This window comes from Micropruina glycogenica, assembly GCF_900289045.1.
Classification (GTDB): Bacteria; Actinomycetota; Actinomycetes; order Propionibacteriales; family Propionibacteriaceae; genus Micropruina; species Micropruina glycogenica.
The window spans coordinates 2729384-2749218 of record NZ_LT985188.1 but is presented as its reverse complement, the minus strand read 5'-3'; the positions used below and the strand labels follow the sequence as shown (position 1 = coordinate 2749218).

21 protein-coding genes are annotated in these 19835 nt (G+C 69.4%); 11 read left to right on the top strand and 10 right to left on the bottom strand.

The annotated features are described in order from the left end of the window. Nucleotides 1–142: 142 nt before the first annotated feature. On the top strand, nt 143–3250 hold the full coding sequence (locus MPLG2_RS12865) for a glycoside hydrolase family 2 TIM barrel-domain containing protein (RefSeq protein WP_197709937.1): 3108 nt from the start codon (nt 143–145) through the stop codon (nt 3248–3250). Between the two features lie 141 nt (nt 3251–3391). Here MPLG2_RS12865 and MPLG2_RS12860 read toward each other — a convergent pair whose 3' ends face one another. The 5 genes from MPLG2_RS12860 to MPLG2_RS12840 form a co-directional block, all read right to left on the bottom strand. Further along, nucleotides 3392–3802 (bottom strand): MmcQ/YjbR family DNA-binding protein, encoded by a 411-nt coding sequence (locus tag MPLG2_RS12860; RefSeq protein ID WP_105186480.1) that lies wholly within the window; start codon nt 3800–3802, stop codon nt 3392–3394. A gap of 3 nt (nt 3803–3805) precedes the next feature. Next, on the bottom strand, nt 3806–4651 hold the full coding sequence (locus MPLG2_RS12855; RefSeq protein WP_197709936.1) for an SDR family oxidoreductase: 846 nt from the start codon (nt 4649–4651) through the stop codon (nt 3806–3808). A gap of 46 nt (nt 4652–4697) precedes the next feature. Then, nucleotides 4698–5096 (bottom strand): VOC family protein, encoded by a 399-nt coding sequence (locus tag MPLG2_RS12850; RefSeq protein WP_105186478.1) that lies wholly within the window; start codon nt 5094–5096, stop codon nt 4698–4700. Beyond that, on the bottom strand, nt 5096–5377 hold the full coding sequence (locus tag MPLG2_RS12845; protein WP_105186477.1) for an ArsR/SmtB family transcription factor: 282 nt from the start codon (nt 5375–5377) through the stop codon (nt 5096–5098). Before MPLG2_RS12845 ends, MPLG2_RS12850 begins: the two co-directional genes overlap by 1 nt. Before the next feature lie 68 nt (nt 5378–5445). Further along, the gene (locus tag MPLG2_RS12840) at nt 5446–6297 is read right to left on the bottom strand and encodes an aldo/keto reductase (protein WP_105186476.1); all 852 of its coding nucleotides are present in this window, start codon (nt 6295–6297) and stop codon (nt 5446–5448) included. Nucleotides 6298–6467: 170 nt separating this feature from the next. Between MPLG2_RS12840 and MPLG2_RS19865 the strand changes: the two genes are divergently transcribed. From MPLG2_RS19865 to MPLG2_RS12815, 5 genes are all read left to right on the top strand, one after another. Next, nucleotides 6468–6626 carry a DUF4062 domain-containing protein gene (locus MPLG2_RS19865; RefSeq protein WP_105186475.1) on the top strand — a complete coding sequence of 53 codons (159 nt, stop codon included), beginning with the start codon at nt 6468–6470 and terminating at the stop codon, nt 6624–6626. After that, nucleotides 6551–7057 carry a DUF4062 domain-containing protein gene (locus MPLG2_RS12830; RefSeq protein ID WP_231935653.1) on the top strand — a complete coding sequence of 169 codons (507 nt, stop codon included), beginning with the start codon at nt 6551–6553 and terminating at the stop codon, nt 7055–7057. The genes MPLG2_RS19865 and MPLG2_RS12830 overlap by 76 nt, the downstream gene beginning before the upstream one ends. Further along, nucleotides 7033–7308 carry a hypothetical protein gene (locus MPLG2_RS12825; protein ID WP_105186473.1) on the top strand — a complete coding sequence of 92 codons (276 nt, stop codon included), beginning with the start codon at nt 7033–7035 and terminating at the stop codon, nt 7306–7308. The genes MPLG2_RS12830 and MPLG2_RS12825 overlap by 25 nt, the downstream gene beginning before the upstream one ends. A gap of 463 nt (nt 7309–7771) precedes the next feature. Beyond that, nucleotides 7772–8842, top strand: a complete 1071-nt coding sequence (locus tag MPLG2_RS12820) for an IS110 family RNA-guided transposase (RefSeq protein WP_158680754.1) — start codon at nt 7772–7774, stop codon at nt 8840–8842. Nucleotides 8843–8946: 104 nt separating this feature from the next. Beyond that, on the top strand, nt 8947–9768 hold the full coding sequence (locus MPLG2_RS12815) for a hypothetical protein (protein ID WP_105186472.1): 822 nt from the start codon (nt 8947–8949) through the stop codon (nt 9766–9768). Between the two features lie 11 nt (nt 9769–9779). On the opposite strand, the gene MPLG2_RS12810 is transcribed toward MPLG2_RS12815, so the two are convergent. The 3 genes from MPLG2_RS12810 to MPLG2_RS12800 all read right to left on the bottom strand — a co-directional run bounded on the left by MPLG2_RS12810 (nt 9780) and on the right by MPLG2_RS12800 (nt 12001). Then, nucleotides 9780–10055 carry a DUF1540 domain-containing protein gene (locus MPLG2_RS12810; RefSeq protein ID WP_105186471.1) on the bottom strand — a complete coding sequence of 92 codons (276 nt, stop codon included), beginning with the start codon at nt 10053–10055 and terminating at the stop codon, nt 9780–9782. A 275-nt stretch (nt 10056–10330) separates the two neighbouring features. After that, a complete protein-coding gene (locus MPLG2_RS12805; protein ID WP_158681179.1) occupies nt 10331–10897 on the bottom strand; it encodes an MATE family efflux transporter in 567 nt (188 codons plus the stop codon). Nucleotides 10898–10948: 51 nt separating this feature from the next. Then, nucleotides 10949–12001: a LacI family DNA-binding transcriptional regulator gene (locus MPLG2_RS12800; RefSeq protein ID WP_105186469.1), complete on the bottom strand. Its 1053-nt coding sequence runs from the start codon at nt 11999–12001 to the stop codon at nt 10949–10951. A 130-nt stretch (nt 12002–12131) separates the two neighbouring features. On the opposite strand from MPLG2_RS12800, the gene MPLG2_RS12795 reads away from it, so the two are divergent. Continuing rightward, the gene (locus MPLG2_RS12795) at nt 12132–13328 is read left to right on the top strand and encodes an MFS transporter (RefSeq protein WP_105186468.1); all 1197 of its coding nucleotides are present in this window, start codon (nt 12132–12134) and stop codon (nt 13326–13328) included. Beyond that, the gene (locus MPLG2_RS12790) at nt 13325–14149 is read left to right on the top strand and encodes a Cof-type HAD-IIB family hydrolase (protein ID WP_105186467.1); all 825 of its coding nucleotides are present in this window, start codon (nt 13325–13327) and stop codon (nt 14147–14149) included. The genes MPLG2_RS12795 and MPLG2_RS12790 overlap by 4 nt, the downstream gene beginning before the upstream one ends. A 267-nt stretch (nt 14150–14416) precedes the next feature. Here MPLG2_RS12790 and MPLG2_RS12785 read toward each other — a convergent pair whose 3' ends face one another. Then, nucleotides 14417–14821: a VOC family protein gene (locus MPLG2_RS12785; RefSeq protein WP_105186466.1), complete on the bottom strand. Its 405-nt coding sequence runs from the start codon at nt 14819–14821 to the stop codon at nt 14417–14419. 9 nt (nt 14822–14830) lie between these two features. Beyond that, nucleotides 14831–15271 (bottom strand): helix-turn-helix transcriptional regulator, encoded by a 441-nt coding sequence (locus tag MPLG2_RS12780; RefSeq protein WP_408632042.1) that lies wholly within the window; start codon nt 15269–15271, stop codon nt 14831–14833. 192 nt (nt 15272–15463) lie between these two features. Here MPLG2_RS12780 and MPLG2_RS12775 point away from each other — a divergent pair, with 192 nt between their 5' ends. The 3 genes from MPLG2_RS12775 to MPLG2_RS12765 all read left to right on the top strand — a co-directional run bounded on the left by MPLG2_RS12775 (nt 15464) and on the right by MPLG2_RS12765 (nt 19800). Continuing rightward, on the top strand, nt 15464–18205 hold the full coding sequence (locus MPLG2_RS12775) for a LuxR C-terminal-related transcriptional regulator (protein ID WP_158681178.1): 2742 nt from the start codon (nt 15464–15466) through the stop codon (nt 18203–18205). Nucleotides 18206–18334: 129 nt separating this feature from the next. Next, nucleotides 18335–18997, top strand: coding sequence for a hypothetical protein (locus MPLG2_RS12770; RefSeq protein ID WP_105186463.1), 663 nt, complete (start codon nt 18335–18337; stop codon nt 18995–18997). Between the two features lie 14 nt (nt 18998–19011). Then, complete coding sequence (locus MPLG2_RS12765) at nt 19012–19800, top strand: hypothetical protein (RefSeq protein ID WP_158681176.1); 789 nt, start codon at nt 19012–19014, stop codon at nt 19798–19800. The last annotated feature ends 35 nt before the right edge of the window (nt 19801–19835 follow it).

Here is a 19835-nt window from a genome sequence, read left to right as displayed (position 1 = left end):
CCTGCTGACGAACGCGGGGCAGCCTGCTAAGTTAACGTCAACATTCGACCCGCAGGGCGACGATGCTGACCCGGCTGCCCACGATGGTGATCTTCCTCGTGCTGCAGCGCAGTTTCGCCCAAGGAATCACAGGAGCCATCAAGTGACCTCAACCCAACAGGATCTCGACAAGCTCGATCAGCGACCAGAGTTGCCTGCCGCTGATCGAGCTCGTCGAGATGGCTTCGATTCCGCCCGAATCGCAGACCCCACCTTCTTCGCCCACAACCGGTTGGCGCCGCATTCCGACCACCGCTGGTTCGCGTCCAGTGCCGAGGCCGCCGCCGCAGTCAGTAGCTTCGAACAGAACCTCAACGGGCTGTGGAAGTTCCACTACGCCAAGAACCCCGCAGCCGTGCCGTCGGGTTTCGAGGCCGTCGACTTCGACACCTCGGGCTGGGCCGACATCGCCGTGCCCGGGCACATCCAGTTGCAGGGCTACGACCGGCCGCAGTACGTCAACGTGCAGTACCCGTGGGACGGGCACGAGAACGTGCGGCCGGGTCAGGTGCCGCAGCGGTACAACCCGGTGGGCAGCTACGTCACCTGGTTCACACTCGGCCACCCCCTCGCCGAGGGTGAGCGGCTCAGCGTGTCGTTCAAGGGTGCCGAGAGTGCCGTCGCGGTGTGGCTCAACGGGCACTACATCGGCTTCGGCGCCGACTCGTTCACCCCCTCGGAATTCGACCTCACCGACGCGCTGGTGCCGGGCGAGAACAAGCTGGCCGCGCAGGTGTTCAAGTGGAGCGCCGGGTCGTGGATCGAAGACCAGGACTTCTACCGGTTCTCGGGGCTCTTTCGCGACGTTGTGCTGTACCGGCGCCCCGCCGTGCACGTCGAAGACCTGCGAGTGACCACCGAGGTGTTGGACGACCTCGCGTCGGCCGTGGTGGGCGTCCGTGTGGCGATCGAGGGGACGGGCAGCGTCCGGGCCCGACTCGACGGCGTCGGCGACCTGCGCCAGGCCGGCGACGACACCTGGTCGATCACGCTGGCCGAACCACGGCTGTGGAGCGCCGAAGACCCGCACCTGTACCGGCTCGTGCTCGAGGTGCTGAACGCCGACGGTCAGCTCACCGAGGTGATCGAGCAGCAGGTGGGCGTGCGGCGCTTCGGCATCGAGAACGGCCTGATGACGATCAATGGTGAGCGCATCGTGTTCAAGGGCGTCAACCGGCACGAGTTCGGGCTGCAGGGCCGCGTGATGTCGCGCGAGCAGACCGAGGCCGACCTCGTGCTGCTCAAGGCGGCCAACGTCAACGCGGTGCGCACCAGCCACTACCCGAACAACTCGTTCTTCTACGAGATGTGCGACCAATACGGGCTGTACGTGATCGACGAGATGAACCTCGAATCGCACGCGCAGTGGGATGGGCTGTTTCAAGGCCTCATCACGCTCGAAGACCTGGTGCCCGGCGATCGTGACGAGTGGGGGCCGGTGCTGCTCGACCGGGCCGCGAACCTGCTGCAGCGCGACAAGAACCACCCCTGCGTCGTGATGTGGTCGTGCGGCAACGAGTCGTACGGGGGCAGCACGATTCTGGCCGTGGCCGACTGGTTTCGCGCCAACGATTCGCGTCCGGTGCACTACGAGGGGGTCACCCACGACCCGCGCCACCCCGACACCACCGACGTGTACAGCCAGATGTACACCCCGGCCACCGGGGTGGAGCGGTTCATCGCCGAACACCCCGACAAGCCGTTCATTCTGTGCGAGTACGCCCACTCGATGGGCAACTCGTTCGGCGCCGTCGACGCCTATCTCGATCTGGCCTACCGCGAGCCGCTGTTTCAGGGCGGGTTCATCTGGGACTTCGCCGACCAGGCGATCGCGCTGACCGACCGCTACGGCGTGCGCTATTTCGGCTACGGCGGCGACTGCGGCGAGGCCCCCAGCGACTACGACTTCAGCGCCAACGGCATCGTGTTCGCCGACCATTCGCCCAAGCCGATCGTGCAAGAGGTGAAGTACCTGTACCAGGGCCTCTCGATCGAAGTGACGCGCACCGACTTCGCCGTCACCAACCGGCTGCTGTTCACCGAGTCGTCGGCGTACCAGTGCGTGGTCGAACTGGCACGCGAGGGCGTCCGGCTGGCCGGGGGAGTGGTCGAGACGGCTGTGGCGCCGGGTGGCACGACTCGCTACGAACTGCCGTTCGCGCTGCCCGAGACGCCCGGTGAATACACCGTCGACGTGTCGTTCACGCTTCGTGAAACGACGCAGTGGGCACAGGCCGGGTACGAGGTCGCGTCCGACCAGTGGGTGTTCGAGGTCTCTGCGTCACTCGAGCTCGTCGAGACAAAATCGCCGGTCGAGGTTGTCGAGACCCCCGAACTCATCGACGGCCTGCACAACATCGGCGTGCGCGGGCGGCACTTCTTGGCGCTGTTCAGCAAGCTGCACGGCGGGCTGGTGTCGTACCGCTACGGGTTCACCCCCGACGGTGGCAACGAGTTGCTGGCGGGGCCGCCCAGGCCGAACTTCTGGCACGCGCCCACCTCGAACGAGCGGGGCTGGGGTGCGCCGTTCGAAGACGGGCAGTGGCTGCTGGCCAGCCGTTACGCCAGGCCCGACACCCCATCGTCCACGCCCGTGGTGCGGGTGGCCGACGGGGCCGTCGAGGTGACCTACACCTACCTGCTGCCCACCACGCCCGGTGGGCGCTGCGTGGCGACCTACCGGGTCGGCGGCGACGGTCACGTGGGCGTCACGATCACGGCGACGCCGGGTGAAGGGCTGGGCGACCCGCCCGAGTTCGGCATGCTGTTCACCGCCTCGGCCGACCTGCACCGGCTGACCTGGTACGGCGAGGGGCCGGACGAGTGCTACCTCGATCGTCGCGGCGGGGCCCGGCTCGGCGTCTACCACGGCGAGGTGCGCGATCAGTTGACGCCGTACGTGAGGCCGCAAGAGGCGGGCAGTCACACCGGCGTGCGCTGGGCGAGCGTCACCGACGACCGGGGGCTGGGACTTCGCTTCGACTGTCCGGGGGGTATGGAGTTCTCGGCTCTGCCGTGGACCCCGTTCGAGATCGAGAACGCCACGCACCCCAACGAGTTGCCGCCGATTCACCACACGGTGGTGCGTCCGGCGCTGATGCGTCGCGGAGTGGCCGGCGACGACTCCTGGGGGGCCAGGACGCACCCGCAGTACCGGCTGCCCGCGGGTGAGAAGTTGGTGTTCAGCTTCGGCTTCCAGGGTGTTCATTGAGGGCGAAAGTCGGACTCAAGTTCGTCATCCCGCGCTCGGCCCTGGATCTCTAGCGCAACCTTCTCGCCGGCTTGGGTTGGGAGAGATCCCGGCGTTCGCCGGGATAACGGGGGGGTGGGCGTTCGTGTTGCGCCGGTGCGATCAGCCGTGCTCGCGCAGCCAATCGGTGCGCCGCCGTTCGGACGCCCGGGCCAGCCAGGCGTCCTCGATCACCTCGGTGAGTTCGCTCACGGTTAGTTCGCCGACCCGCGTCAACCGCAGCAGCACCGAGGGGTGCCCGTCGAAGTGCGGGGTGGTGAAGAACGGGGTGCTCGGGTCTTGCACCAGCCCCTGCTTGGTGGCCTCGCCGTCCACCCAGATCACCACCACATCGTCGTAGCGCTCACCGGTGACGGGGTCGAAGGCGTCCGGACGAGGGGTGCGAAAGAACACGAACGACTTGCGGCCCACCTGATAGATCGGACGGGTGGTGCCGTCCTGCTCGACCGTGACGAACGGCATGCCCCGGGCCACCCGGTGAAGGTCGGCCTCGGTCGCCGTCCGCTCAGTCATGGCTCAGTACGCCGCGTCGCCGGCGGACAGCAGGTCGGCGAAGCTCGTGGCCGGGTGCCCGGTGAGGCGTTCGACGTCGCCGGTCACCCCGGCCAGTTCACCCGAGGCGATCGCGGTGTAGGTGCTCACCCAGGCGTCCACCTGCCAGTCGGGGGCGCCGTACGACGCCCGCGACGCGTACGCCTCGTCGATGGTCTCGTCGTAATAGCTGACCGGACGTCCCTCGGCCTCGCTCAGCAGTGCCGCCACCTCGGCCAGGCTGAGCGCTTCGGGGCCGGTCAGGTCGTACGTGTCGCCGACGTGTGCCGTCGGGTCGAGCAGCACCGCGGTGGCGGCGTCGGCGATGTCGCGCTGGGCGACGGCGGCGACCCGTCCGTCACCGGCGGGGCCGCGGATCACGTCGTCGGGGCCGGCCAGGGCGGGCAGAAAGTCGGCGTACAGGTTGTCGCGCAGAAACGTGCACGCCAGGCCGCTGGCCAACAGATGCTGCTCGGTGGCGTGGTGGTCGCGGCCCAGGGTGAACGTGCAGTCGGGCGCCGCGCCGTAGAACGAGATGTACACCACCTGGCGCACCCCGGCCGCAGCCGCAGCGTCGATGAACGCACGGTGTTGCGCCACCCGGTCGGCGCTCTCGGACGCCGACACCATCAGCAACGTGGTCACGCCGCTGAGTGCCGCCCGCACCTGCGGAGTGTCAACGTACGACGCCTGCACCACACGCGCGCCGGGCAGGTCGGGCGCTCGGGACGGGTCGCGCACCAGCAGCCGCTGCTCGACACCGGCCGTCGCGAGCCGGGTGGCGATGCGGCCGCCGAGTCGTCCGGTCGCACCGGTGATGCCGAGGGTCATGGGCTTCATACTGCCCCCGCCGAGCCAGTCGGCCAACAGCCGAACCTCAGGTCGCTGCCGGCTTCATCGCCACCAGTTGAATCAGGTTGCCGCAGGTGTCGTCGAAGACGGCGACGTGCGCGGTGCCGATGTCGGTGGGCGGTTGGGTGAACAGCACGCCGAGCGAGGTCAGTCGCTCGTACTCGGCCTGCAGGTCGGCGACGGTGAACTGGGCCAGCGGTATGCCGTCCTCCAGCATCGCGTCGCGGTAGGGCTTCACCGCCGGGTGTCCGGACGGCTCCAGCAGCAGTTCCGGCCCGTCCGGTGCCTCGGGTGACACCACGGTCAGCCAGAAGTCGTCGCCCAGCGGAATCTCGTGACGGACCTCGAAGCCGAGCACCTCGGTGTAGAAGGTGCGCGCCGCGCGCTGGTCGTCGACGAAGATGCTGGTCAGGTGAATGCGCATCAGAGATCCTTTCCGGCGGGCGGCCAGCGTTCGTTGATCACCGCGAGCGGTTCGCGGTTGAAGTGGTGCAGTTTGGTGCGCCCCCGGCGTTCGGTCGTGACCAGGCCCGCGGCCTCGAGCACCGCGAGGTGCTGTGAGATCGCCTGCCGGGTGGAGCCGATGCCGTGCCGCATGGTCAAGGCGCTGCACAGCTCGAACAGGCTCTGGCCGTTGCGGCGAGCCAGTTCGTCGAGAATCAGCCGTCGGGTTTCGTCGTCCAGGGCGTGGTAGACGTCGGCCATGCGGCCACGTTATGCAAGCGGCTACTTGCCTGTCAAGTGGCTACTTGCCGGTCGCAGTGGTCGCCCCGTCAGTCGTGAATCTTGGACCCGCTCAACCGCAGCGTCGCGGCCACGTCGTGATGGTCGAGAAACTGGCTGGCCCCCAGGTCAAGATTCGCGATGGCGGCCATCTCTGCCTCGCTCAGGGTGAAGTCGAACACGTCAAAGTTCTCGGCGATGCGGTCGGCCCGCACCGATTTGGGTATCGCCACCACCCCGCGCTGAATCAGCCAGCGCAGCACCACCTGGGCGACCGACTTGCCGTGTGCCGCGCCGATGGCGGCCAGTTCAGCGTTGGTGAACAGCCCGTTGCGGCCCTCGGCGAACGGCCCCCACGCTTCGATCTGCACTCCGTGCTCGCCCATCAACTGCTGGTAGTCGGCGCGCTGAAAGAACGGGTGCACCTCGATCTGGTTCACCGCGGGCACCACCTCGTTGTGCAGGGTCAGGTCGATCAGCCGGTCGGGGTAGAAGTTCGACACTCCGATCGCCCTGACTCGGCCCTGCCCATACAGGCGCTCCATCGAGCGCCAGGCGCCGTAGTAGTCGCCGTAGGGCTGGTGAATCAGGTACAGGTCGAGGTAGTCGAGCCCGAGCAGGTCCAGCGATTTCTCGAAGGCGGTCAGGGCCGCGGATTCGCTCGCGTCCTGCACCCACAACTTGGTGGTGACGAACAACTCCTCGCGCGGCACCCCTGACTCGCGAATCGCCTGGCCCACCGCCGCCTCGTTGCCGTAGGCCGCCGCGGTGTCGAGCAGCCGGTAGCCCACCTGCAGCGCAGCCGCCACCGACGCCACGCATTCGTCGGGATCGTTGACCTGAAAGACGCCGAAGCCGAGCAGCGGCATCTCGACGCCGTTGTTGAGTGTCACCGATTGCATGGGGTTCTCCTTCTCTCGTCGCCTCGATTCTGCGCCGCCCGGCATCACGCTGCCAGGTATTGCCGTTACCCGCCGCCGAAAGACACTGTGAGTCTGGGTATGCAAGACAACGCCCAAACTCACACTGTCGTGGCAGGGCGTGGCGAACAGCCCGGCAGTAGGGTGCGCAGATGAGCGACGACCTCCCGATCAGGGTGTTCGTGTCGTCGACGTTTCGCGACATGCAGGCCGAGCGTGACGAGCTGGTCAAGCGGTGTTCCCGCTGCTGCGCCGGCGCTGCCAAGAGCGCGGCATCGCGTGGAGCGAGGTCGACCTGCGCTGGGGCGTGACCACCGAGCAGGCAGCCGAGGGGGCGGTGCTGCCGATCTGCCTGGCCGAGATCGAGCGCACCCGGCCGTACTTCATCGGGCTGCTGGGCCAGGGCTACGGCTGGGTGCCCGGCGAGGTCGACCCCGACCTGGCCGCCCGGTTCGGCTGGCTCACCGACGACCTGCACCGCTCGGTGACCGAACTCGAGATTCCGGACGGGGTGCTGAACAACCCCGACGCCGCCGGTCACGCCTACTTCTACCTGCGTGACCCCGCCTGGGTGAACGGGCTGCCGTCCGATCATCAGGCGCTCTACAGCGAGCCCGACCCACCAACGCCGCGAGGCTCGATGCGCTGCGGCAGCGGGTGCGCCATTCCGGCTTTCCGGTCGCCGACTACGGCAGCCCCGACGAACTGGGCAGCCGGGTGCTGGCCGACTTCGAGCACCTGATCGACCGGCTGCACCCGCCCGAGCAGACCCCGGACGCCGCCGTCCGGGCAGCAGCCGTTCACGCCGCGTTCGGACGGGCCCGGTTCGGCCTGTCCGTGCACCGCGCAGCACTCGAAACCGCTGTGACCGCTGCGGGTTCCGGTGCTGGTCACCGGGGCGCCGGGCGGGGGAGCGTCCGCACGGGTCACCAACTGGGCCGCCGACTGGGCGGCCGTCCGGCCCGGTGCGACGGTCGTGATCCAACACTGTGATGCGGACGCAGCCGCGGGCGAGTTCCGGCTGCTCGCCGCGCGGCTGATCGCCGCGTTCGGCGGCGACTACGACGCCGCGGCCGACCACTGGCCGACGCAGTGCCGTCCGCGGTCACGAGCGCGCTGGCCCAGCAACTCTCGACAAGCTGTGAGAGTTGGTGGTGGCTGGCCTGGGGCTAGCTGGCAGGGTGGTGGGACCGGTTGTTCGTGTGCGGGTCGTGACCCTTCGACAAGCTGACCGTCCGCAATTGTGCGGGGTGTCTTGGTCGAGATCTGTCCGGCTCGTGCACGGAGAACCGGCCGACCATCCCGGCCCACTCGTTGGCCTGATAGAAGCCCGTCCCACCGCTTTGGCGGGGTGACCGATCACAGTAACGCCACGGGTGACTCTTTCCCCGGGATGGCCGCGCCGGTTCGACCGGCTCGATGCCCAACATCCCGAAAACAGGAGGCTCAGACACCGATGGCCATCGTTGCAGATACCTACACCTATGTGGTGGGTGTGGACACCCACGCCGCCACTCATCATTACGCGATCGTGGAGACCCGTAGCGGCGGCCAGATCACCCACGGGAAGTTCCCCACCCATGCCGCGGGCTTGTTGCGGGCCGTGGATTGGATCAGCCGCCGCACCAGTGTTGACGACAACCCAGCTGTCGACCAGGTGCTGATCAGCATGGAAGGCACCGGCAGTTACGGCGCCCAGGCAGCCGAGCTGCTCGCCGCACGCGGTTACCGGGTCGTCGACGCACCCTCGCCGAAACGGGCTCGTGGCAGCGGCAAGAACGACCACATCGATGCCCTGGTCGCTGCCCGCGGCGCGTTACCCAAGGACAGCGAACGGCTCGCCGACCGACGCGCCGGCCATACCCGTGCCGCGCTGCAGATCCTGCTCACCGCCCGCGACAGCATGCGACGCGACCGGACCCGTTCCAAGAACCAGCTCACCGCGCTGCTACGCACCCACAACCTCGACATCGATGCCCGCAAGGGAATCAACAAGGTCCACATCAGCCTCATTGCGGGCTGGCGCAAGCGGCCCACCGACACCACCCTGGCCCGGATCGCCCGCACCGAAGCGCACCGCCTCGCCACCCGCATCCACACCCTGGACGCCGACCTCGACAGCAACGAGAAAGCCATCAACGCCCTCGTGCGTGAACTCGAACCAACCCTGCTCGACCTGCCCGGCCTCGGACCCATCAACGCCGCCATTGTGCTCGCCGTCTGGTCTCACCCCGGCCGCATCCATGACGAAGCCGGCTTCGCCAAGATCGGCGGCGTCTGCCCCCTGGAGATCTCCTCGGGCAACTCCAAGGATCATCGCCTCAACCGCACCGGCGACCGACAACTCAACTCAGCCCTGAACTCCATCGCGAACACCCGCATGCGACACGACGAAACCACCAAGGCCTACGTCAAGAAACGCAAACAGCAAGGCCAAACCAAACCCCGAATCCGACGCTGCCTCAAGCGCTACATCGCCCGCCAAATCTTCCGACACCTCAACACGACCACCCTTGACAAGACATAGAAGCGTCTCGACCAACGGTGATGTGAGATCGCCCTTTGCTCTGGCCAGATTTAGGTTAGGCTCCCCTTACGGATTTCGTTTCAACGCCGAGACCAGGGGGTCACGTGCAGTCCAACCACACCGTGCAGGCCGACACCCTGCGCGAACGGTCGCTCTCACTCGCCCGGCGGCTGCTGGCCGGTGCCGGCCGCGCCTCTCTGGTCGCCTACGACCTCGCCCCGCTCGTGGAGGCCGGCGCGCTGAGTCACGGGCTGAGCGCGCACGGTGACCTGGTGGTGGCCTGCCTCACCGATCGCGAGATACCGGTCACCACGTGGAACTCGACCCCGCTTCGGGTGCGGCTCGACGTGGTCAAAGAGGCGCCCGAGTGGGAGGTGCGCATCACCGCGTGCGCCGTCCATCTGCTCGGTGAGCTCGAATGGCTGGCCGGCGACCTCATCGAGGACTACCTGACCGAGGCGGCCCTCGACCCCCAGTTGGTCGAGTTGGCCACTGCACCGGGCGGACGGCTGGGTGTCGTTCGTTCCGACCGGGTGCTGGTGCACGACATCGCCGGCGTACTGCCGTTCGCCTACGACGAGGTGGTCGAGTGCCGCGGCAGCTACCCCGACCCCGATCAGGAGTGGACGGCGCGCGAAGTGCTCGGCCAACTGCCCGTCGCGCAACTCACCGGCCTGGCGTACGCGGTGGCGTCCGGTTTCGTACCGGGGGTCACCCTGTCGGTGCGCGATGAGGCGGCCTGCCCGCACACCGAGGGCCACGTGTTCGTCGTTGACGTCGACCGCAGCGGGCTGACCCTGATGTCGGTTGACCTGGGCCGGGTGAGCGTGCATTTCGTCGCCTTCGACCGGGTGGTCGAAAACGACAACGAGCTGGCCGATCGAATCGGCCAGCTCGTCGAGGCGAGTGGAGTAGCGCTTACTTAGCGGTCAGGCGCTCAGGCCACGGAGTAGCTGAGGCAGTCGGCGTTGTCGCCGACGCTGATCTCACCCGCGGTGCAGAGCAGATCGGTGTTGTGCACGCACTCGAGGCGTTTGCAGGCACCAACCTGGCCGTCGGCCGAGGCCAGCCCGGCGCGGGCGTCGAGGGTGATGAACGTGGTGCACGAGGCCGCCTCGGCGCCCCCGACGTTGATGGCGATGGCCGTGCAGCCGCCGTTGTTGAACGCGCAGGCGGTGGTGCCACAGGACTTGACGAGGGATGCGGTGCTCATGATCTCAACCTCCCGGTTGATGGTTCGGACTACTTCGATTGACGTCAGATTAATCCTCGAAATGCAGCCGCACAAGCATCGTTAGGCTTCCCTAAGTCGTCTGTATTAATGCAGCGCGCATTTATCGAAAATGCTCTGTCGGCGGCTGTAAACACGGTTTGACTAGGTGTACCGCAGAGACCGCGCGTACGGCTGCCCTGCGCGCAACTCAGCATCATAAAGTTGAAAGTTTCGTTTCGTAAATCGACTCATTTGACGACGCTCGACACAGTTTCTTAGGCCGTGCGCCGATACCGTGAGAGCGCCAGCGCGGCCAGCGCCGCCAGGCACTCGCCGGCGCTGAGGGCGACCCAGATCGCCTCGGCCGAGTGGGCGCTGGCCACCAGCACGTGAGGCAGTTTGATCACCACGACGGTGCCGATCGAGATCAGGTACGAGGGGGTCGCCCGGCCGATCGCCTGGTAGTAGCCGGCCAGTAGGGGCGCCACCCCGGCCGCGGCGATGCCCACCGACAGAATGCGCAGGGCGTTCGCGGCGAGGGTGGTGGTTGCGGGGTCGTTGACGAACAGTCGCACCAGGGGGTCGGCCGCCAGGCTCAGCACCACCGCGGCAAGAATGCCGTAGCCCAAGGTGGCGAACAGTCCCAACCGCCGGGTGCGCAGGGTGCGGGCCAGGTTGCCGCTGCCGAAGTTGTAGCCGGTGATCGGTTGCAGGCCCTGGCTGATGCCCACCTCCGGCATGCCGGCGAAGACTTGCAGGCGCGCGCACACGGCGTAGGCGGCCAGCGCCGCGCCGCCCGCGGCGGCCGCCGCCAGATTGGCGTTGACCACCACGGCGAGCATCGTGGCACCCAACCCGGCACGTGTGTGCTCCGTGTTCTGGTGTCGATGGGTTCAGGCGGACGGCGTCACGGGGCCGGTGCTACTGCGCACCACCAGGTCGATCGGCAGCGTGATCTGCCGCTGGGGGTAGTCGGGGTCCATCGCGAGCAGCCCCGCCAGCCGCCCCTTCTCACGAATCGGCTGCCGCACCGTGGTCAGCCCGGTGTAGGCGGCGTCGGGAATGTCGTCGAACCCGGCCACCGACACCTCCTGGCCCGGGGTGAGGCCGCCCACCCGGGCGGCGTCCAGTACGCCCAGGGCGACCACGTCGCTCAGGGCGACCAGGGCCGTGGGTCGATCGGCGGCGTCCAGTACCCGCGCGGCGGCCTCGCGTCCGGCCTGCCGGGTGTTGGTGGCGCACGTCACCACACGCAACGAACCCGCCGGCAGCGTCTGCCACAGGCCGCGCAGCCGATCGTCCTGGTACGACGGGGACGGCACGCCGGGGGTCGCCCGGTCGGGGCGGTAGCCGACGTCGGCGAGCTCACCGGTGCCGGTGGGGGCGATCACCGCCACGTCGCGGTGGCCGAGGGCGGCCAGGTGCGTGCCGACCAGCCGTCCGGACTCGATGTTGTCGATGCCCACCCAGTCGCCGAACGGCGCCTGCTGGGTGCCGACCACGCGCACCCCGCGTCGCCGCAGCGGTTCGAGGTCGGCTCCCGCGGCCGTCACCGACGGCGCGACCAGCGCGTCGATGGCCGCCCGCCGCAGCGCCCCGCGGGACTCGTCGTCGGGCAGCCACTTCATCAACAACACCGACGCGCCGGCCGCCTCGACCGACTCGCTCAGGCCGGCCAGAAACAGCACCGAGTAGGGGTCGAGAAACGTGTTGGCCAACTCGCCCTCGTAGAGAATGCCGCACACGTCGGTACGGCCCGAGCGCAGCGCCCGTCCGGTGGCGTTGGGGCCCGCATAGCCCAGAGCGTCGGCTGCGGTGAGAATGTCGGCGCGAAGCTGCGCCGAGAGCTGATCGGGGCGGCTGAAGGCGTTCGAGACTGTGGCGATCGAGACACCCACCCGCTCGGCGACCACCTTCATGGTGACCGGCGGCGTCCGCTCGCTCATGCGACTTGCCCTTCTTAATCGATTCAGGCGATGCTAGGACTTAATCGTTACAGAAAGCAATCAAGGAGCGGGCCGTGCTGGTCAGCATCAACGTCGCGCAGTTTTCGGCCGAGCAGGTCGGGGTGACCGCATGACCGCCGCGCAGGCGATCGACCGCAGGGTGGCCCCGGCCCGCAACGCCACCCTGGCGGTGTTCGCGGTGTCGGGTTTCGGAATGGCGTCGTGGATGGCCCGGGTGCCCGACGTGCGCGAGCAGTTGCAGCTCACCCCCGGCCTGTTGGGCCTGCTGCTGCTCGCCATTTCGGCCGGGTCGTTGGTCGGTCTGCCCCTGGCCGGACGGCTGGCGCACCGGTTCGGCGCGGCGGGCGCGGTGCGGCTGGGTGGCAGCGTCTCGCTGGTGGGGCTGGCGGTGTCGGCCCTGACCACGCAGTTCATGGGGTCGATGTGGTGGGTGATGCCCGGCCTGCTGCTGTTCGGCCTGGGCATGGGAGTCTGGGACGTCTCGATGAACCTCGAAGGCACCGTCGTCGAGCAGAGCCTGCGCCGCGCGATCATGCCGTGGTTTCATGCGGCCTTCAGCGGCGGCACCGTGATCGGCGCCCTGGTGGGTGCGGGGCTGGTCTGGCTGCGGGTGCCGTTGGTGCCGCACCTGCTGAGCGTCGCCGCACTCGGTCTGGTCACCGTCTGGTGGGGTACCGGCGTCTTTCTGCCGGCGTTCGACGAAAGCACGAGCGACGGCGTGGCGTCCGGTCAGCCGCAGCGGTCGGCCTGGCTCGAACCGCGCACCCTGCTGATCGGCCTGGTGGTGCTGGCGGCCGCCTTCGCCGAGGGCACGGCCAACGACTGGATGGCGGTCGCGTTCGTCGACGGCCACGGTCTCGACAAGGCGCTGGGCGTGGTGGCCCTGGCGGTGTTCCTGAGCTTCATGACCGCGGGCCGCATTCTGGGCACCGGGCTGCTCGACCGCTTCGGACGGGTGGCCGTGCTGCGTGTGCTGTTCATCGCCGCCATCGTGGGTTGCGCTCTGGTGGTGTTCGGCAACACCGCGCTGGCCTTCGTGGGCTGCGCCATCTGGGGCGTCGGCGCCAGCCTCGGCTTTCCGGTCGGTATGTCGGCCGCGGCGGACGACCTCGCGCGGGCGCCCGCCCGGCTGTCGGTGGTCTCAACCGTCGGCTACACCGCGTTTCTGGCCGGCCCGCCCCTGCTGGGGTTCATGGGCGACCACTACGGCGTGCTGCGCGCGCTGCTGGTGGTGGGTGCGGTGTCGGTGCTGGCCCTGCTGGTGGTGCCTGCGGCCCGTCCGCTCGACCGGAGCGATCTGCCGTGACGTCGGTGGTGCTGCTCGACATCGACGGCACATTGGTCGACTACCGCACCGACCTGCCCGCGAGCGCGGCCGCCGCGGTGCGCACTGCCCGGGCCGGCGGGCATCGGGTGTACCTGTGCACCGGACGCAGCCGCGCCGAGATCTACCCCGAACTGTGGCAGTTGGGCGTCGACGGCCTGATCGGGGGTAATGGCAGCTATGTCGAGAGCTCCGGCGAGGTGATCTTACACCAGGTGATGGACGAGACCGTGGTCGCCGAGGCGATCGACTGGATGAGTGGTGACGGGCTGGGCTACTACCTGGAATGCAACTCGGGCCTGTTCGGCAGCGCCGACCTGCCGCAGCGGGCGGCGGCGGCGATCGGACGGCCGGGGGCCGAGGGCGAGCAGTTCGTGCGTTCGGTCTTTCCCGCCATGATCTACCAGCCGTGGCCGGTGCCGGTCGACGTCAACAAGATCAGCTTCGCGCTGCGTCCAGACGTCGACCTCGACGCCCTGGCCGAGCGCTTCGCCGGCCGGGCGGGCATCGACTCGTGGAGCGCGACGGGCAAGGGCGCAGAGTTCGGCGAGATCGGCCAGCTCGGCATTCACAAGGGCGCGGCGATCGAACGCCTCGCCGCTCACCTCGGGGTGCCGACCGCTGGGTTGATCGGCATGGGCGATGCCCGCAGCGACCTGGAGATGTTCGCCGTCTGCGGCACGTCCGTGGCCATGGGCAACGCGCCCGCCGACGTCCAAGCCGCCGCCGATCTGGTCACCGATCACGTGGACGACGACGGCCTGGCCAAGGCGTTCGTCCGGCTGGGCCTGATCGACGCCTGAAAGGGTCTGGCGCGAGTTGGGGACGGTTCCCATCTCGCGCAACTCAGGTCAACCCGTCATCCCGGCGAACGAGGGGATCTCACAAACCTCCAGCAGGTTGTCGTTGAATGACCGCCCGGCTCGTGGGTTGCGCTGGAGATCCCGGCGTCCGCCGGGATGACGTACGGCACCCTGCAGCACTATCTGAGCGAGGGCTTGGAGCTCGGCGACGAGGTACTGCAGGCCGTCCGAGAACGGTTCATCGAGCGCTGAGCACGACCGGCGCGATCAGGCCTGATTGATGCGCAGCAGGTTGCCGGACGGGTCTCGCACCGCCATGTCGCGCGGGCCCCAGGGCTGGTCGGCCGGCTCGGACACGATCTCGGCGCCACCCTCGGCCAAGCGGGCGTGCAGGGCGTCGAGGTCGTCGGTGGCGAACAGGTAGAAGCCGAGATGGCCCTTGGCCAGCAGTTCGGTCAGGGCGGTCTTGTCGGCGTCCGAAATGCCGGGGCCGACCGCGACCGAACCGAGCGTGTAGCCCAACTCGGGCTGATCGGCCGAGCGCAGGTTGATCCAGCGGCCTGCGTCGGTGTTGACGTCGTTGACCAGTTCGAGCCCCAGCAGGTCGCGGTAGAAAGCGAGGGCCGCTTCGTGGTCCGAGGTCGGGATCATCAGGTTCGAGAAGGTGATCATTCCGCAACGCTACGCACGCGGACGCCGGGGCGCTTCTTCGATTCTGACCGGTCTGCCGACGATGCGGGCCACGCAGGCGGGCAGCGACTCCAACGGCCCGTGCTCGCGGGCCCGATAGGCGCTCGGCGTCTCGCCGACCAGCTCGGTGAACCGCGAACTGAACGAACCCAGCGACGACGCCCCGACCGCCATGCACACCTCCGTGACGCTCATCGCGCGGCCACGCAGCAGCATCATCGCCCGCTCGACCCGCCGGGTCATCAGGTAGCTGTGAGGGGTCTCGCCGTAGGCGGCCTTGAAACTGCGTTGAAAGTGCCCCGTCGACATGTGCGCCGCAGCGGCCAGGTCGCTGACCCGCAGCCCCGAGGCGTACTCGCGGTCCATGCGGTCTCTGGCCCGGCGCAACGCGGCGAGGTCGTCGGGGTGGGTCATCGCCGACCAGTCACGCACATGCAGCCGATCTTAGGCCCGGGAACTTGTCCGACTTAGCGAATGAAACGATTAATCAGACGAAGCCGCGGCCTGTCCATGATCGGTGGTGGACGCGGTTGCAGCCAAGGGCACCCAGCCTGCCGATCGGGTTGGGCAGCGGCCGAGCCGTGCCGCCCCGGGCCCACGGCTGAGCGCCACTACGGTGGTGCCATGACGGTCGGCGCCAGGTTGCGGGTACCTGTCCCGCGGCGAACGCTGGTGGCCCGGCCGCGGCTGGCCAACCCGTTCATCAACCAACCGCTGCCGCGTCTGGTGCTGCTCTGCGCCGCGGCCGGTTCGGGCAAGACCACCCTGCTGCAGCAGTGGTTGGCGCAGGTGGTCGCCGAACCGGGCCTTTCCGGACGACCGGCTGCGCGGGTCGCCTGGGTCAGCCTGGACGAGTCGGACGTCGACCCCGGGCAGTTCCTGACCGACCTGGTGGGCGCCGTCGGGGCGGTAGACGGTGCGTTGGCCGCCCGCGCCCTCGCTCTGCTGGCCGATGGCCGGGCCGAGCCCGAGGACGTCATGGTCGGTCTCGTCGAGGATCTCGACGGTGCCGCCGGGCTGACCGTCATCGCACTCGACGACCTGCACGTGATGTCCACCGGGCAAGCCGCGACCGACGCCTTCGCCTTCCTGATCGACAACCTGCCGCCCCGCGTGGTGGTCGCGGCCACGAGTCGCACCGATCCCGCGTTGCCGCTGGCTCGCCTCCGCGCGCGCGGCGAACTGGTCGAAGTCGGCGATGCCGACCTCAGATTCAACGACGCCGAGGCCGCCGCGTTCTTCCGGACCGCCTTGGGCCTCGACCTCCAGGCAGCCCAGATCCAGGCGCTGGCGTCCCGAACCGAGGGGTGGGCGGCCGGACTCCAACTCGCCGGGGTGTCGGCCCGGGCTCACGTCGCCGAGGGGCCGGACGCCGTCGACGCCTTCATCCGGGCGTTCAGCGGGACGCACCGATTCGTGCTCGACTACCTGGTGCAGGAGGTGCTCGACGCGCAGCCCCTCGACACCCGCACGTTCCTGTTGCTCACCTCGGTGCTCGACCGGCTGTCGGGGCCGTTGTGCGATGCCGTCACCGAAGGGCCGGGCGGGCAGCGGCAACTGGACCGTCTGGAGCGGGCCAACGTGTTTCTGATCGCCCTCGACGATCGCGGCTGGTACCGCTACCACGCCTTGTTCGCCGAGGCCGTGCGAGGGCGTCTCGCCGTCGAACGACCCGACGCCGTCGCCGGCCTGCACCGGCGCGCGAGCGGCTGGTACGCGACCCAGGGGCTGCTCGACGATGCATTGCGGCATGCGGCCCAGGCGGACGACCCGGACTGGTTCGCCGACCTTCTGGAATGCGCCGCGCCGGTGTTTCGCCGGGAGCGACGTGATCGCCTGTTGATCGGCTGGCTCGATGAGCTGCCGGACGTTCTGGTGCGACAGCGCCCGCTGCTCGCCACCACCAGGGCGGCGACCAGGATCTCCCAGGGTGACCTGGCTGCGGCGGCGCAGTGGCTGGACGCCGCGGAGGCGGCCTGGGGCGGCATCGACCCGGCCCGTGCGGCCGCGGACCTGCCGGTCGGCGTCGTGACGACCCGGGACGATGCCCACCGGACGGTGCCGGCCAACATCGAACTGTTCCGCGCCTCACTCGCCCAGGCCTCCGGTGACGTCGTGGCCACGGAGCGCCACGCGGAGGCGGCGTTGGCGGCGGCCGGGCCGGCGGACCATTTCGTCCGGGGGGCGGCGGCCGGTTTCGTTGGCCTGGCCCATTGGGCAAGGGGGCAGCTGGGGCCGGCCATCGAGACGTTCGGCGAGGTGGTGCACCACCTGGCGGCTGCCGGCAACGACACCGACGCGAGCGGGGCGAGCGTCGTGATCGGGGCGATGACGGTGGCCAACGGCCAGCCGGCCGCAGCCGAGCGGCTGTACCGGACCGCGTTGGCGCGTGCCGCCGGCGTCCGGTCCAGCGGCGCGGCGGTGCTCGGCGACCTGCACGTCGGGCTGGCGGACGTGCTCCGCGAGGCAGACCGCCTGCAGGCCGCCGCGGAGCAGCTCGACCAGGCGGCTGAGCTCGGTGAGAGCGCGAGCCTGCCCGAGAACAGGTTTCGCTGGTTCGTGGTGCGGGCCGGACTGCAGGTCGCGGTCGGGCAGTTCGAGGCGGCGTTGGCCGACCTGGCCGAAGCCGAGCGGCGCTACCGTCCAGGCTTCCTGCCCGACATCCGCCCGCTGCACGCGGCCAGAGCGCGGGTGCTGATCCGGTCCGGACGGCTCGACGAGGCTCGGGCATGGGCGCGTGACCACGCCGTTGTCGACGCCGACCCGACCGACTTCGCCCGCGAGGACGAGGTCCTCACCTATGCGCGGCTGGTCGCCGCCGAGCGCCGAGCCGGCCGGTCGAACGATCGCGAGATCGAGCACGTGCTGACCCTGACCGAGCAGATCGTCACGGCGGCTGAGCGGGCCCGGCGGTCGGGCAGCCGGGTCGAAGCGCTGACCGTGCGCTCGCTGGCCTTGGCGGCGGACGACGCTCCGGCCGACGACACCCTCGCGGCAGCGGTGACTCCCGGCGTCGCGGCCGGCTACGCCCGGCTGTTCCTCGACGAGGGAGCCCCGCTGCGGGAGCTGCTGGGACGGCTGGCGGCTGCCGGCGGCCCGGACGGCGACGCGGCCCGAGGTCTGCTGTTCGACCAGCCCCGCGCCGCGGGCCTGGCGCTTCCGCTGGAGAAGGGCGGAACGCTCAGCGAACGAGAGGCGCAAGTGCTACGGCTGCTGGCCACCGATCTCAGCGGCCCCGAGATCGCCGCCCGGCTGTTCGTGTCGATCAACACCTTGCGCACCCACACCAAGCACATCTTCACCAAGCTGGACGTGCGCACCCGCCGCGCCGCGGTCAGCCTGGCCCGCGAGCGCGGCCTGCTGTGAACCGTCCGGATCACCCCGGCCGTCACATCATCGTGTGATTCGGGCGGGGCACCCGCCTTCCTAGCCTCGTCAGCGTGCCCGGGAACCGTCCTGGGCCATGACCAGGAGTTCTCACCCGTGCAACCCACAATGAAGCGCCTTGGACGGATCGCCGGCAGCACCCTCGCCGGCGCCGGCGCCCTCTTCATCGCCGTCCAGATCAACCACCCGGAGCTCACCCTCGAGTTCGTCGGGTCTCGCGAGTTCCTGATCCGCGAAAGCTGCAAGATGCTGATGGCCGGTCTGGCTGCGGTCGGCGTGCTCGGCCTGACCGTCTGGCACGGCCGCCGGATCGGGGCGCTCGGTGTCGTGGCCGCCGTCACCTTCGGCAGCGGGTATCTGGCCATGCTCATCGTGCAGGCGATCGCGGCCTTCGTGCTGCCCTCCATCGTGGCGACCTCGCCCGACTACGTCCGCGACGTCCTCACCGCCGCCCTCGGCGGCCGGCCGGCCGCTGACATCGGCGGCCTGCAGGTGCTACTCGGCCTGTCGGGGGTCGGCTACCTGGCCGGCGGTCTGCTCTTCGGCATTGCGCTGTTCCGCGCCGGGCTGGTGGCCCGATGGGCGAGCGCCCTGCTGGCGGTGGCCACGACCAGCACGGTGGCTCTCGCTGTGCTGCCCACCTCCTTCGACCGGCTGTTCGCGATCCCCGCCGGGATCGCCCTGGTCGGCATCGGCTGGTCGGCCTGGCGGGTCGCCGGTGCGCCTCGGGTCGCGCCTCGGGCCGGTGTCGTGACGGAGGTCGTCCGATGATGCCGGCAGCCATCGTGACCGGGCGGAGCAGCACCGTCGACCGGGGTCTGCCGCGGGTCGTCGTGATCGCGTCGCTGCTGGTGGCGGTTGTGGTCGTCCCGTGGCCGCTCGCCTCGTGGCTGGCCGTAGCCCACTGGCCCGGGCCGGGTTCGCTGGCCCGGGCGGTGGCGGACGCGCTCGCGTTGGACTGGCGGTCCGGAGCCGTGCCGGCCGGCAGCGCCCGCTCCGCTCTCGCCGGCCCCACCCGGTTCTGGCAGGCGTTCCATCTGGTGAAGTCCGTGTTGTCGCTCGGCCTGCTGGCGGCCAGCGTTCGGGCGCTGGTGCAATCGTGGGCCCCGCCAGCGGTCGGTGACGTGCCCGGACGGTTCGGGCGCCGGGTCGGCGGCCTGGCCGCGCTGGCTTGCGCAGGGGTCGCGCTGGTGCTCTGCATCGCCAACCTGCAAGGTGCGATCGCGCCGCTGACCTCGGTTCTCGGCTTTCTGCCCGAGGCCACGCCGGCCGCGTCCCAGGTGGCCGGGGCCCTTCGCGAGGCCCTCGCCGACGGAGCGTCCGCGCCTGCGGCCGAGGCGATCGTGACCGACTTCGCCCGTTACCACCTGGCCCTGGCCGCGCTGGGCACGCTCGCCGCACTGGCGCTGGCCGGTTTGGCAGTGCTGGGGTGGCGGCGCCACCGGTTGATCGAAGGTGTCGCGCTCGGGCTCGCGGTGGCGGCCCTCGGCATCGTTGTCGCGGCGAACATAGGCACCTGGCTCCATCCCGTGCCCTCCCTGGACGCGTTCCTGGCCGGCGTCCCGGCTCGCTAATGAACCGCTGACTCTCGCTGTCGAGCTTGGCGAGA